We start from the raw sequence: 13028 nt of genomic DNA, 5'->3' as shown, positions 1-13028 counted from the left end.
AACTAATTATTTGATGATAAATCAGTTACTACACGAGATGAACTATTAGCCTTTGAAAAGCAGTTGAATACAATTAAGCAGAATCTAAAACTTAATTTCTAGCTCAATTTTTGGTGTTCGAATCCTGTTAAGTTATCGAACGCTAGATTAATGATTTGTATTGTTTATGATATAAATATATACGCTGATGCAGTTGACTCTTTGCTTTAGTATTATTTTAAAGAAAGGAAATAAAAGAAAAATGTATTAAATTTTGGATCTTATTTTGTTACTAAAATATAATAATTAGATTCACTCTATAAATTTCCGAAGTTAGAAATTAGTCAAAATGTGATGTGCTATTTCCTGTGGCTTTTCTTCAGGAAGAAAGTGACCGGCATTTTCGATTACAATTAAAGTTACATTTTCCGCTACCAGCTTGGTCATTTCGCCAACACCAGCTCCAAGTGAATATTCTCCTCCGATAGCAGTAACCGGCACTTTGATTTTTTTCTGAAGTAAAGGTGTGGTCTGATCTATAGAATCAAATACCCCTCTGTATATTCCGAAAGCACCTTGGAAACCATTATTCCCAGAGAATGTGCGATAGATTTCATCAATCTGTTCGCTGTCAATTACATCTTTTCCGGCAGTCATCCAATCATAGAACCAGGTAAGGAACTCACGTTCTCTTCCTGTAAACAGTACTTCAAGCGCCTTTGGAGCATGGGGAAGGATCCACCACCACATCGGCCCCATCTGGCTTTCCATGGTTTCACGGCTGAATGATAAGTGGGGGCTGAGCACCTGATCAAGCATCACTACCATTTCTATATAAAATAAAGCGGCAATCTCCTGCGGGTGGTCAGCGCTCCAGATAAGGGCTGGTGCCGCGCCCATATCATGTGCCGCCAGGGTAATAGGCTTTCCTTTTCCAAAATCCAGCTTTTTCACTAAAGCCCTGAAATCCTCACTGATTGTGCGGGCATCATATCCAATAGTGCCTTGCGGTTTATCAGAATCCCCATATCCTCTCATATCAGGAATTAAAACGGCAAGTCCAGCTTCAATAAGAATTGCTGCCACTTTTCTCCAGGAGCTTGAAGTCCCTAAAAAGCCGTGCCATAAAAGAACAGGACTTCCCTCAGGATTGCCTCCCATAAGATAATTAATTTTAATTCCGTTAACTTCTGCTGACCAGCCTACAAGCTCATTGCTTAAATTACCGGGTTCTGCCGTATTTTTATCTATATTTTCCATTTTTATTCTTTTTTAGGGCAGTATTGTACAATACATTCTAAGGACAGACAACAGTTTCTGCATGGCAATAGAAATATTGCAGGAATCATCCAGTGCTGATTTTAAGCAATCAGCCCGCTGGAAAAACCTGTCCGCCAAATTTTTATATTTAATTGGATTGAACTGCTATCCTAAGTAATCAGGAGCGTATGTTCTCTGGCCGTATTTCCAGTCCATCTCTTTTAAAAATTCCTTCCGTTTCTCTGTGAGTTCAGGAACGGGCAGGAATTCGCCGGCTTTTACCGGAATTCCTATTTCATGAAACAAGTTTTCCAGTCCTGCCGGTACTACCGTACAGAGCAGACGTGCATAATTTTTTGAAGTATTTTTAAAGCAGTGCACGGCGCCGCCAAAAGGGATATTTATGAATCCGTCCTGCGCTACAAGCTGTTTTCCTGCTTCAGTTTTAAATTCCAGCTCCCCCTCCAGGACATGAAACATTTCCTGGGTGTCAGGATGAGCATGCGGAGGCGGTCCTCCTCCCGGAGGCACTATCATTTCAATAACAGCGTAATTGCCATTGGTCTGTTCTCCAGATATTATAATTCTGTAATTACCGCCTGCAACTGCAAGACGTTCTCCTTCATTTTTACTGATAATGCTGATAGTATTGTCCATAATTACATTTGATTTCCACTGTACATTCCTCCTTTAAAGATTTCTCCTTGTTCGTCTGTAAAGAATAAGACCAGCTCAGCGTCTTGTGAAGCTTTTATAGAAACCGGCTCTTCTTTAAATACGATACATTCTTTTTTGTTAAGTTCAATTGTACTATTCACCTGGACTGCTCCTTGAAAAACGTATAATAGGGCAGTAAGATTTTCCTTTGGCAGCTGGGGTATTTCTGAAGTGCTACCCTTAAGAAGTTTTATATCGTAAATCCAGGTCTGGCTGCTGAATTGAAATTCAGTTTCAGGATTTGGAGATCCGATAATACGCCAGCTGTTTTCGCTATGAAGATCTTCCAGTTCCAAGAATACCACTTCGGGGTTCAGGTCTTTTTTACCGGGACGGATAAAAATCTGAAGCCCTTCCATTGTCTGCTGCTGTCCCATGATTTTTTCTTCATGAAAGAATGATTTTCCGGCTTTCATCAGCATAAGGGTCTTTCCGCCGATTACCTTCACAAATCCTTCCGAGTCACTGTGTTCTGCTTCCCCTGTCCTGAAGTAAGAAAGAATTTCATCGTTGATGTGGGGATGCATTTTAATAACCGTATTGGAATTTATTTCAGGATGGTCAATTCTTCCTATGCTTCCTATTCCGGTATCGGTACTTGAAACGGCCGAACCCGGATAAAGAATCTTTATCGGACCGTGACCCAGAAATTGGGAGCTGTTTATTTTCTGTATCATAATTATATTTTTAAAGAAGCCGGATACCTAAATACCCCAGCTTCGATTATAAGAATCTATTAATTAAGAGAACTGTCCTACTTTAGACATAACTTCTTCAAAAAGTATTGGAAGAACTTTTTGACCGTCTTCGGTTGCCCAGTTGTGCACCATTTCAGAAATTATCTGGTTGATTGTTGTAGTTCTTACACCTTGGCTTTCCCAAGTCTGCTGTGCGATATCATCAGCAATTTTTGATGGAGATCCGCCTGCATCAAGTACTACCTGAACATTAAATCCTTCTTCCTGCATTGAAATTGAAGGCCACACAATACATACATCATTAGTAAGGCCTGCCATGATTACGTTTTTTCTTCCGCCAGCTGCTTTTAGAACAGCATTTTTAAAATTCTCGTCATCCCATGCATTTGTAATTCCTTCTCTTTTTACTCTATCTGCATACTCTTTAGGAAGCAGATCCTGTAAATCCTGAATTAAAGGTCCTTGTGCATGATCTTCCTGGCTGCTGGTAAGCACAACGGGAATGTTTAAAGCTGTTGCAAATTTAGCCAAAGCTCTTGTTCTGCTCACGATCATTTCATGAGGTCTGTTAGCTGCAAAATTAAGTGTGCCTGTTTGATGATCAATTAATAGCATAACGGTATCATCTTTTGTAAACTGTTTCATTTTTCTAATGTTTTAAATGTTGTTCTAAATTTTAAAAATCTTTGTTACTGATTTATAAGGCAAATTTATTGCGGTCATAGAACAGAAAACGATGACATTTGTCAATAAAGAACAATAGAAGAACTAAAGCAGGGCAGGATCTTAATTTTATTTTTGGAATAGCTTACTGCGCACGCGGCTTAAGGTTTCCTTGCTGATACCTAAATAAGAAGCAATGATATGCTGGGGAAAGCGCTGTACAAAATCAGGGTAGCTTTTAAGTAATTGCTCATATCTTTCCATGGCGGGAAGTGCAATGGAATTGTTTAATCTTTTTTGGGAAGCTATGAAACTGCTTTGGTTCATCTTCCAGAACATTTCCTTAATTGTAGGTATTTCAAGCAGACGCTGCAGATCGTCAGCTTCCAATATTAGAAGTTCTGTATCTTCCCATGCATCAATATTATATACCGATGGTGTTTTCATAAGATAACTTTCACGATCCACCATCCACCAGTTTTCAAGAGCCAGCTGAATGATATGCTCATTACCGGCGCTGTCGATGCTGTATTGTCTCATGGCACCTTTTATTATAAAACCTGTAAACTGGCAGATATTCCCCTGTTCAAGGAACAACTCCTTCTTTTTTAACTTCGCAGGTTTCAGTGCTGTTTTTATTAATACTTCATCTTCTAGTGTAAGAGGAGATTCACTGTATCTGCTAATGTAGCTGAAAAGCTGGTCATACATAGATTTAAATATTTTAAATAAAAGTACGACAAAATATTTTTTTAAGAAGCATGATTTTTGTTATTACAATTAGCATTGGAAAAAGTGCTGATTGATCCCTTTTTAGGTTAACTAATATTTATGCGTAAATTTTATCAATCCACAGTTTTTTGCATTGATCCTCAAAAACGAGTCAAAATATTGCTATTAGGTAATAAAAAAAAGGCGCCAATTGTCTTCAATTGGCGCCTTTTGGCTTTTTTGTGACCTCGACGGGACAAATTATAATAAATTTTATGGATGATTTGAAGAAATTGGCGTACTACATGTAGTGTCTGTCTTTCATTGGCTTTGTAAATTTGGTTTGGATGTCTTGTTGGGGATTGCGTTAAAATTTATTTAATTTCAAAAATGATTTTATCAAAAAACTCCAGTTTATTTTTAGATAAATTAATTCACTCCTGATCTGATTAATTAAACTGCATGAGCTACTGTACTATTTTTGGGGTTTATTTTTTATAAAAATGAGAGAAATTAAAGAAATTAAAACCGGTAAAATAATTACAGAAGGTATTGCTGCGGATACTCTAAATAAATCTGCCTGAGCTGTTGGCGACGTTTTCATTTCTTTTAAAATCGCTGTTATTTTATTTGGCTGCGTATGACCAGCAATTAAATCTGATTCTTTTAAATTTAATACGGCATTATACCAGTCAGGATTAATGTAGTGATGATAAATGTACAGGAAAGGATCGTAAATTAAATAGGAAATGAAACCGACAAAAACAGCGATTACAATTCTTTGAATAACTGTTACTTTATAAGAAGCAGTATGTTTTTTTATAATCCAAAAAATCATAAGTAAGGGCAGCAGAATTATTGCGATATCTAAATATTGTCCAATATTTAAATAAGTTGTGTCTAATTTTGTCAGCCACATTAAAATAGTGTAGAGACAAAAGCTGAGTCCCATTATAATTCCCTGCTTAAATACTGATTTTAGAAATGTCCTTTTTGTCATTATTATTGATTTTTAATTGAATATTCTAACGGCTAACAGATGTATATTAACTCAGCAAAATTATGTTTGCTTAAAATTGTTGCAAAGACGAAAGCTGGTAAAAAAAGATCTTGATTGAAATGTTAGTCGTTTTTTTTCAAAATGTTTCAATGACAGTTTAATTTTTTAAGAAAAAAAAAGTAATTTTTTTTATTGATTGAAAATCAAGTGGGTACTCGTTAGGGCCTTATTAAAGCTGCGACACAAATTACTATACATTTTATGGAAGATTTAAAAAGATTGCCATACTTCAAATAGGGCGTGTCTTTGATTGACTTCAGCAATTTGGTTTAGATGGACTGTTGGGGACTGAACCAAAAATCTATTTAATTCTGAAATGATTTTAATTTTAGTGAAAACAGACAAGCTTAAATTTTATGACAAAATGTTGAAGTTAAAAAAAACTTCACGTTTTAACACAAAGTATGGATAACTATTTTTTTTTTAAATTCGCCTTATCTTTCCTTTGCGATAAAGGTATCAAGTCCAAGAACGCTCAAAACCCGAAAATAGAATAAAAATGAACGTTAACGATACAAAAAGACTTTCAAGACTGACCGCAATTTTGACGCAATTTCAAACAAAACGTCTTTTAACAGCTTCGGAATTAGCTGAAAAATTTTCTATTAGTAAACGTACAATTTATCGAGACATCAAGGCATTAGAACAAGCAGGCATTCCCATTCTAACAGAAGACGGAAAAGGATATAGTTTGATGGACGGTTACAGAATTCCACCGGTAATGTTTTCTGAAAATGAAGCTAATGCTTTGATTACAGCTGAACAATTGGTTTTAAGAAATAAAGATGCGTCTTTTGTAAAAGATTATACAGATGCAATTACTAAAATCAAATCGGTATTAAGAAACAACACGAAAGACAAAGTTAATTTACTTTCTAATCGCATTGTATTCGGAAAAAATGCAGACTGTGAGCGCACAAGTAATAATTTGTCAACTCTTCAATTGGCTTTGACAAATTTTAATCCTGTCAAAATAAAATACTATTCCCCCGGCAATAACCAAACAACAGAAAGAATCATAGAACCTTTTGCAATTTACACATCGCAGGAAAATTGGCTGCTCATTGCGCTCTGTAGATTGAGAAACGATTACAGAGCATTTCGTTTAGATAGAATTGAAAGTCTATTGGTGCAAAACCACACATTTGAACCACATAAAATATCATTTGAAGAGTATTTTGATATTTGCAGAAAAAAATGTTCTACACCCTTGACATAGGGCTGTCACAGGCATATTTTAAATTTGCTGCAAAATCAAATATGATGAAAAATTTGCACAACTTAATTATTCTTACTTTAATGTTCACTTCATTAACAGCGCAATCGCAGACAAACAAATTAACAAAAATGAACAACCAAACCATTCAGAAATTTTATGTAGTAGGAATTTCAACCAGAACAACTAATGAAAATGGACAATCTGCCAAAGATATTGAAGCTTTGTGGGGCAAATTCTGGAGCGAAGAAATCCAAAAACAAATTCCTAATAAAGTAAATGATGAAATTTATGCTGTTTATACGGATTATGAAACCGATTTTACAGGGCCCTACACCACTATAATAGGATTGCCGGTAAGCACACTGGAAAATATTCCTAAAGGATTTGTTGGCATCACAATTGAAACCACAAGCTACCAAAAATTTATTTCCAAAGGAAAGATGCCTGAAGCTATTTTCAATACCTGGCTGCAAATATGGGGAAATAAGGAGCTAAATTTAAAAAGAGCCTATAGGGCCGACTTTACGGTTCATGGGCAAAAATATTTTGAAGGAGAAAATGCCGTGGTAGAAACTTTTATATCAGTAAAAAAATAAACCTTTAGACAGCCTTGATCAGTTGATGGTAAAAGTTCAATTCTTAGATGATTAGTATAAAGATTTAGAAGATGCATTTTAAATCTCCCTATATATATATACACTAAAGGAAGAATTGGGCGCTGGAGTTATAAACCCTCAAAATAAGAAAAAGTATATAGAAATTGTAAAAGACCAAATAGAAAAATTCTGCTAATGTGGGATTTGTAAAAGCGTTCAGTCTAACCTGAACATTCTGAATTCTATCAATTTTTTGTGAAACTGAAATTATTGAATCTGATTCTCTTTCTGCGCAATATGTATTCTTTTGCAGTTTTCTTCTTTAGATTGTACGATTCTAAAAAAGAAAATTACAGCAAAAATAAGTCAAACTCATTTATTAATAGGGATATATAAAAAAAGGCGCCAATTGTATCCAATTGGCGCCTTTTGGCATTTGTGACAGGAACAGGACAAGTTTCAACATCTTTTTTGGATTATTTGAAGAAATTGGCATACTATATTTAATGTCTGTCTTCCATTGGCTTTGTAATTTTGGTTTAGATGTCCTGTTGGGGATTGTTGGAAAGTGTATTTGATTTTACAATTGATTAACCCGATCACTCGGCTATTCTTTGATTAATTAATAAAATGATTTTTTTTTGCAATTTGTTAAAATACTTGCGTGCCTTTAAAGGTTCTCAGCTGTAATAGCTCTATCGAGCCAGGCTCTCCAAAAAATTATAATAACAGCCAGTGCACCGAAACCCAGACCAATCCATGGCGTAATTGATATTCCGTAATGATTAATAAACCATCCACCAATAGCAGTACCTAGTGAAACACCAAGATTTCCAAACGAAGTCTGAAGACTGTTCGCGAATTCTTTTGCATCGGATGCGGCCGATACCATATGGCCGACGCCAATTAAGAAGCATGGTCCATACATAATTCCCCAAAATCCCACCACAATTGATATGCTGAGCAGTGAACTGCCGGTATATTGAAATGCAAATGGAAGCAGAAATGTACCTGCAAGGAAAAATAGGGTAGTCCAGAACATATATCTTCCCAGTAAACGACCTGCCAGAAAGTTAGATATCACACCCATTATTCCAAACAAAAGCAGCATATAGCTAATCTGCTGTGCACTTAAACCTTTTTCCTTCGAAAGATAATCGGCAAAATAACTATAGGAACAAAACCAGGCAGTTATAAGAAGAAGGTTCAAAGCAGTCCCTGCAATAAACCTAGGTCTTTTGAGTATGCTCAATTGGTTTTTAAAAGACTTCACCTCCTTATTGGGCATAGACGGCAGAAACTTATAAATGATAATCAATGTTATCAAAATGAGCAAACCCTGAATAACATAACTCAACTGCCAGGTGTAAATACTTGCGATAAATGTGGTGAATGGGATAAGTGTTACCTGTGCAAGGGCTATTCCTCCAATTATCATACTGGTTAAGCGCATCTGCATTTGAGCAGATGTATCTTTTGTTGCAGCAGCAATTACCATTGAAAAGAATGCTGGATGCAAAATCGTGGGCAGTATTCGAAGTATCATTAGAAGCCAGAAAGGAGGGCTGAAAATTGAAAAGAAATTAGAAATTAGGAAAAGTCCTAAGGCATACATCATAATTTTCTTTTTGTCAAATTTTGATACGTATAAAACCATGAAAGGTCCTGTAAGGGCAATTGTTAAAGCAAATATGCTCAAGAGATACCCTGCGGTTCCAATATTTATTTTGTAGTAATCAGCAATCTGCGGCAAGATGCCAATTACGCCAAATTCCGTGCTTATAATTCCGATAACGCCCAGACATCCGATGTACGCTATTCTTTTATTTAAATTTGATTTCATATTAAACTGGTCGGTTTAAAAAAAGGTAAAAAAAATATTACTTATTAATTCTGTTCGAAAGTTTCTAGTCCATTTTAATCGTAATGATTAAAGTTTTTAAAATGTCGTAGCGACACTTTCGATTTTTATATAATGTACAGTTTAGCTTACAAGCGTAGCGAAATCTGTACTTATTATTTCGATAACGTCCATGCATCCCAAGTATGCAATTCTTGTGTATAGATTTATTTCATATTAAACTGATCGGTTTAAAAAAGGTTAAAAAAATATTTTCATTATATTAATTCCGTTCCAAGATGACCTATTTAGACTTTAATCATTAAGATTAAAGTCTCTATCATATCGTAGATATATTTTCGATTTTTATTTAATGCATAATTCTTGAACATTGCACTAGACGAACTGGCAAAGAAATCAGCAGTCAATTTTGTGTCTAAATCAACTTTAATGCTTCCTTGGCTCTGCCCAAGCTTTAATGATTCAAAATAGATGTGCTCTATCTTTTTCTCATTTGCTGCAAGTAGACGTCTGACCTCCTGGTCAGTTAATGCCAGTTCAAATGCAATTTTAACAGCCAGACATATTCTGTCTTCCTTTATGCTTTGATCTACTGCCAGCTTTAATAATGCTCTTAAAGTTTCAACTGCATCAGTCTGGTCAGGTTTTAAAATACCTTCATATTCTGATACTTTAGATTTCATATACTTGGTCAGGCATTTAATAAGCAGCGCTTTTTTATCTCCATAAGTTGGATAAATACTACTTCGATTAATTCCTAAGTGCGTCTCCAAGTCAGTGATGGAAGTCACATGATATCCCTGCGTCCAGAAAAGTTCTAGCGCAATATCTAATTTCTTTTCATAATCAAATTCCTTTGTTCTTGCCATAACGATGCAAATATAATAATAAACTGGTCAGTTTATTATTAATTACAGATTATTTTTAAATTATTGTTTTCTTGGAATATCGAGAGGATTATTTTTTAATCTTTATAGATTTAGCTGCTTTTACTATTTCGTAAGATTTTGTGATCAATCTTTTTAATTTTCCTTTTGAAACAATTCACTGCTAGCGGTGCTATAGAGTTCAATAATCAATTGTTAATTGTTTCATTAACTCAATTTTTATGTACCAGTAAACTGCAATTCAAACAATTTAGGATATTAAAAAGTTATAATTACTATTCAACATTTGCTGTTCGAATCCTGTTAAGTTATCAAATTTAATATGGTATTATTTCCGTAGAAATACATATTTTTTTCATTGAATTTTTCTAGAGGGAGTGATTAAAACCAAACAGAATGTGCTGCGGTGCTATTTGACTTATATCCTGAGATTCAAAAAGGATATAATCTAACTCAGGAACTTCGAAGTATTTTTGAGAATACAACCGATAAAATCATTGGTTTTACCAAATTAGCCAAATGGCACGAAAAAGTAAATCAATCTGGATTTAAATCTTTCAATACGATCTCCCGAACGATTATGAATCATTATCAAACTATATTAAATTATTTTGACAATAGAAGTACCAATGCCTAGGCAGAATCTTTTAATGCAAAAATAAAAGCTTTTAGATCAAAATTTAGAGGCGTGAGAAATGTAGAATATTTTCTTTTTAGGCTAACTAATATTTATGCCTAATTTTTGCTTCCCCACAGGTTTTCGTGTTGATCCGTGAAGGCTTGAAAAATCTACATATTCGTGCAAAAAAAAAGAGACAACTAGTAATTAGTTATCTCTTTTTGTGACCTCGACTGGATTCAAACCAGTAACCTTCTGAGCCGTAATCAGATGCGCTATTCAGTTGCGCCACGAGGCCTTTTTGTTATCAATTAGCTAATTTTTTGTAGCTTTGTTGATTGCTTATTGCGGGTGCAAAGATAGGAAGAAATGTGACATATACAAGAGAAAAATAACATAAAAATAAAAAAAAATGAAGATTGAAAATTATATACGTGATATTCAGGACTTTCCTAAAGAAGGAATTTTATTTAAAGATATCACTCCGCTGCTAAATGACGTTGAAGCGAGGCAGGAATGCTTGTCAATTTTGGTAAATTCCCTAAAAGATCAGAAAATTGATAAAGTTGTAGGAGCAGAAAGCCGGGGATTTTTCTTCGGGATGTTATTGGCACAAGAACTAAAAGCAGGATTTGTTCCGGTTAGAAAACCTAAAAAACTGCCTTTTGATATTATTTCAGCTTCATACGAATTAGAATATGGAACTGACAGCCTTGAAATGCATACTGATGCCATCAAAAAAGGCGATCGTGTTTTAATTCACGACGATGTTCTGGCAACTGGCGGAACTGCAAAAGCGGTTTGCGAATTGGTAGAAAAACTGGGAGGAGAAATTGTACAGTGCAATTTCCTGATGGAACTGACTTTCCTGAACGGTAGAGAAAAAATCAAAGAGTTTCCGGTCTTTGCAGCGCTGACTTATTAATTAAACAAACACAATTTTGTGTTTAACCGCGTACAAGACCAAACCTATTCTGGTTTTTATCTCTAATTTATCAAATAAACATTCTCTGTATCCGTCGATGGTTTTAGGGCTCAGGCACATTTCTGATGCGATTTCCTTATAAGTCATCTCGGTGCAGGCGTGTTTTATAAAAACCAGTTCTTTTTCTTTTAAATTGACTTTTTTATTATCACTGTTCACTTTATTGATAAGCATTCCCGAAACTAATTCGGTGAAATAAAATCCTTTTTCGATAACACATTCAATTGCTTCTTTAAAAATTTCCGGTGAAGTATCTTTCAATAAATAACCTTTTGCACCATTAGTAATCATTTTGATTATTATTTCTTCATCGTCATTTACAGAAAGCGCGATTACTCTTAAGTTGGGTCTGTTCTCTTTAATCCATTTCATTGTGCTTAAACCGTCTAAAACTGGCATATTAACATCTAATAGTACCAGATCAATATCAGAATCTGGATTCTCCTGAAGATAAGAAATAAAAACTTTACCGTTTTCAAATCTGTCAATCACGTCATAATCGCCAAAACTTTTAATTAGAAGTTCTAAGGATTGAGAAAAAAGCTGATGATCGTCTACAATTATAATTTTACTTTTAGTGTTCGGTTTCATTGGTTGTGGTTAAGGGGTATTCTAAAGTTACGGTTGTTCCTGATGCATTCGATTTCATGATTAATATGGCACCAATCAACTTGGCCCTTAATTTCATGTTAGTTAATCCTAGTCCGGAATTTGCTTTCTTTACATCATAGCCAATCCCAAAATCCTTTAATTTCAACTGAAAAAGTGTTTCAGTCGTTACAATATTTACTTCGTATAAATCGCTGTGAGAGTGTTTTAGACTATTGTGTAAAGCTTCTTGGAAAATTCGGTAAATAAATAAATCGTGTTCTTCGCTTATTTTTGGAATTTTTCCGGTTAATGTATAGCGATAATGAATTTTCTTGAGCTTTTTTACGCGTTCTAAATCCTGTTTTATTGCTTCGATGAAGTTGCTTTGCAGTAAATTATCTTTATTGATAATGCGGGATAAAATCCGGAGTTCGTCTAATGCCTTTGCCAGGACATCTTTTAGGTCTTTTAGTTCTTTTACCTGAATACTTTTACTGCTGATAGACATATTGAGCTGCATAATTCCTACCGAAATAATCTGCCCAATATTATCATGAAGTTCTTTGCTGATTTCAGAAAGCGTCTGGTCTTTTATTTCAATTCTGGTTTTTACAAGTTCTGATTGGAAATACATTTCAGCTTCCATTTTTTCGACCAAATAGTTGTTTTTCTTCTTTAAAAAATAAAAAAAAAGAACCAGTATCACGACAAGTAAAGTTAGAAAAACAATACCTAATGAAATGACTAATAATTGTATTTCTTTTCGCTCCATAGAAATCCGATTATAAAACAAGTGTGCGCCAGAATATTTAGAATAAACAATACCAGACTAAAGGTGGATTCATCTTGTAAAACAAGAAACCAATTAATAGCCAGCATAAAGGGCGTAAAAGGAACGTGGAAAACCAATATTCCTAAAATATACCAGAAAAAAACAGATCGTTTAAAGTTTAAAATTTTGTCTGAATTAAAAATCTCTACCAGATATAGACAGCATAATATTAGTACAAGTAATACTCCAATGGCAAAACTATACGTAAAAGAACGATTGGCATCCTCTTTAAAATACATAATGTTTAAAAAGAAAGAAACAATAAATAAGATAAGAAAATATACTGCAGTCAATCTGTAATTTATCTTTAACAGAAGGCTTCGCAGTAATAAAATATAGGCTGAGAAACT

General features: G+C 34.5%; 15 protein-coding genes and 1 tRNA gene. 4 read left to right on the top strand and 12 right to left on the bottom strand.

Going from position 1 to position 13028, the window contains the following annotated elements; all coding sequences use genetic code 11:
- Nucleotides 1–312: 312 nt before the first annotated feature.
- The 6 genes from L1276_RS01325 to L1276_RS01300 form a co-directional block, all read right to left on the bottom strand.
- Nucleotides 313–1239 (bottom strand): alpha/beta fold hydrolase, encoded by a 927-nt coding sequence (locus L1276_RS01325; protein WP_253784680.1) that lies wholly within the window; start codon nt 1237–1239, stop codon nt 313–315.
- A gap of 165 nt (nt 1240–1404) precedes the next feature.
- Entirely contained in the window at nt 1405–1896 is a 492-nt protein-coding gene (locus L1276_RS01320; protein WP_253784678.1) for a cupin domain-containing protein, read from the bottom strand.
- A gap of 2 nt (nt 1897–1898) precedes the next feature.
- Nucleotides 1899–2633, bottom strand: a complete 735-nt coding sequence (locus L1276_RS01315; RefSeq protein WP_253784676.1) for a pirin family protein — start codon at nt 2631–2633, stop codon at nt 1899–1901.
- A 63-nt stretch (nt 2634–2696) separates the two neighbouring features.
- Complete coding sequence (locus tag L1276_RS01310) at nt 2697–3299, bottom strand: isochorismatase family protein (RefSeq protein ID WP_253784674.1); 603 nt, start codon at nt 3297–3299, stop codon at nt 2697–2699.
- Between the two features lie 147 nt (nt 3300–3446).
- The gene (locus L1276_RS01305; RefSeq protein ID WP_253784672.1) at nt 3447–4028 is read right to left on the bottom strand and encodes a Crp/Fnr family transcriptional regulator; all 582 of its coding nucleotides are present in this window, start codon (nt 4026–4028) and stop codon (nt 3447–3449) included.
- Between the two features lie 475 nt (nt 4029–4503).
- Nucleotides 4504–5028 carry a DUF4199 domain-containing protein gene (locus L1276_RS01300; protein WP_253784670.1) on the bottom strand — a complete coding sequence of 175 codons (525 nt, stop codon included), beginning with the start codon at nt 5026–5028 and terminating at the stop codon, nt 4504–4506.
- Between the two features lie 559 nt (nt 5029–5587).
- Between L1276_RS01300 and L1276_RS01295 the strand changes: the two genes are divergently transcribed.
- Together L1276_RS01295 and L1276_RS01290 are read left to right on the top strand one after the other, a co-directional pair.
- Nucleotides 5588–6307: a YafY family protein gene (locus L1276_RS01295; protein WP_253784668.1), complete on the top strand. Its 720-nt coding sequence runs from the start codon at nt 5588–5590 to the stop codon at nt 6305–6307.
- A 44-nt stretch (nt 6308–6351) separates the two neighbouring features.
- Nucleotides 6352–6903: a GyrI-like domain-containing protein gene (locus tag L1276_RS01290; RefSeq protein WP_371924123.1), complete on the top strand. Its 552-nt coding sequence runs from the start codon at nt 6352–6354 to the stop codon at nt 6901–6903.
- A 670-nt stretch (nt 6904–7573) separates the two neighbouring features.
- On the opposite strand, the gene L1276_RS01285 is transcribed toward L1276_RS01290, so the two are convergent.
- Nucleotides 7574–8746, bottom strand: coding sequence for an MFS transporter (locus L1276_RS01285; protein WP_253784666.1), 1173 nt, complete (start codon nt 8744–8746; stop codon nt 7574–7576).
- A gap of 305 nt (nt 8747–9051) precedes the next feature.
- Nucleotides 9052–9633 carry a TetR/AcrR family transcriptional regulator gene (locus L1276_RS01280; protein WP_253784665.1) on the bottom strand — a complete coding sequence of 194 codons (582 nt, stop codon included), beginning with the start codon at nt 9631–9633 and terminating at the stop codon, nt 9052–9054.
- Nucleotides 9634–10057: 424 nt separating this feature from the next.
- On the opposite strand from L1276_RS01280, the gene L1276_RS01275 reads away from it, so the two are divergent.
- The gene (locus tag L1276_RS01275) at nt 10058–10288 is read left to right on the top strand and encodes a transposase (protein WP_253784663.1); all 231 of its coding nucleotides are present in this window, start codon (nt 10058–10060) and stop codon (nt 10286–10288) included.
- Between the two features lie 206 nt (nt 10289–10494).
- On the opposite strand, the gene L1276_RS01270 is transcribed toward L1276_RS01275, so the two are convergent.
- Nucleotides 10495–10568 (bottom strand) — tRNA-Arg (locus tag L1276_RS01270).
- Nucleotides 10569–10682: 114 nt separating this feature from the next.
- Between L1276_RS01270 and L1276_RS01265 the strand changes: the two genes are divergently transcribed.
- Entirely contained in the window at nt 10683–11195 is a 513-nt protein-coding gene (locus L1276_RS01265) for an adenine phosphoribosyltransferase (protein ID WP_253784662.1), read from the top strand.
- Here L1276_RS01265 and L1276_RS01260 read toward each other — a convergent pair whose 3' ends face one another.
- From L1276_RS01260 to L1276_RS01250, 3 genes are read right to left on the bottom strand one after another with little or no spacing between them, the layout of a single operon-like run.
- The gene (locus L1276_RS01260) at nt 11196–11846 is read right to left on the bottom strand and encodes a response regulator transcription factor (protein ID WP_253784661.1); all 651 of its coding nucleotides are present in this window, start codon (nt 11844–11846) and stop codon (nt 11196–11198) included. It abuts the gene before it with no gap.
- Entirely contained in the window at nt 11830–12618 is a 789-nt protein-coding gene (locus L1276_RS01255) for a sensor histidine kinase (RefSeq protein ID WP_253784660.1), read from the bottom strand. Before L1276_RS01255 ends, L1276_RS01260 begins: the two co-directional genes overlap by 17 nt.
- Nucleotides 12591–12917 carry a hypothetical protein gene (locus tag L1276_RS01250; protein ID WP_253784659.1) on the bottom strand — a complete coding sequence of 109 codons (327 nt, stop codon included), beginning with the start codon at nt 12915–12917 and terminating at the stop codon, nt 12591–12593. Before L1276_RS01250 ends, L1276_RS01255 begins: the two co-directional genes overlap by 28 nt.
- Nucleotides 12918–13028: the final 111 nt, after the last annotated feature.

This window comes from Flavobacterium sp. HSC-32F16 (genome assembly GCF_024171645.1).
GTDB lineage: Bacteria > Bacteroidota > Bacteroidia > Flavobacteriales > Flavobacteriaceae > Flavobacterium.
Note: the sequence above shows the minus strand (reverse complement) of the source record. Positions and strands in the feature narration are given on the sequence as shown.

Excerpts from the sequence above, each read along its gene's own strand:
- L1276_RS01325 (WP_253784680.1), bottom strand. The coding sequence starts at position 1,239 with ATGGAAAATATAGATAAAAATACGGCAGAACCCGGTAATTTAAGCAAT.
- L1276_RS01320 (WP_253784678.1), bottom strand. The coding sequence starts at position 1,896 with ATGGACAATACTATCAGCATTATCAGTAAAAATGAAGGAGAACGTCTT.
- L1276_RS01315 (WP_253784676.1), bottom strand. The coding sequence starts at position 2,633 with ATGATACAGAAAATAAACAGCTCCCAATTTCTGGGTCACGGTCCGATA.
- L1276_RS01310 (WP_253784674.1), bottom strand. The coding sequence starts at position 3,299 with ATGAAACAGTTTACAAAAGATGATACCGTTATGCTATTAATTGATCAT.
- L1276_RS01305 (WP_253784672.1), bottom strand. The coding sequence starts at position 4,028 with ATGTATGACCAGCTTTTCAGCTACATTAGCAGATACAGTGAATCTCCT.
- L1276_RS01300 (WP_253784670.1), bottom strand. The coding sequence starts at position 5,028 with ATGACAAAAAGGACATTTCTAAAATCAGTATTTAAGCAGGGAATTATA.
- L1276_RS01295 (WP_253784668.1), top strand. The coding sequence starts at position 5,588 with ATGAACGTTAACGATACAAAAAGACTTTCAAGACTGACCGCAATTTTG.
- L1276_RS01290 (WP_371924123.1), top strand. The coding sequence starts at position 6,352 with ATGAAAAATTTGCACAACTTAATTATTCTTACTTTAATGTTCACTTCA.
- L1276_RS01285 (WP_253784666.1), bottom strand. The coding sequence starts at position 8,746 with ATGAAATCAAATTTAAATAAAAGAATAGCGTACATCGGATGTCTGGGC.
- L1276_RS01280 (WP_253784665.1), bottom strand. The coding sequence starts at position 9,633 with ATGGCAAGAACAAAGGAATTTGATTATGAAAAGAAATTAGATATTGCG.
- L1276_RS01265 (WP_253784662.1), top strand. The coding sequence starts at position 10,683 with ATGAAGATTGAAAATTATATACGTGATATTCAGGACTTTCCTAAAGAA.
- L1276_RS01260 (WP_253784661.1), bottom strand. The coding sequence starts at position 11,846 with ATGAAACCGAACACTAAAAGTAAAATTATAATTGTAGACGATCATCAG.
- L1276_RS01255 (WP_253784660.1), bottom strand. The coding sequence starts at position 12,618 with ATGGAGCGAAAAGAAATACAATTATTAGTCATTTCATTAGGTATTGTT.
- L1276_RS01250 (WP_253784659.1), bottom strand. The coding sequence starts at position 12,917 with ATGTATTTTAAAGAGGATGCCAATCGTTCTTTTACGTATAGTTTTGCC.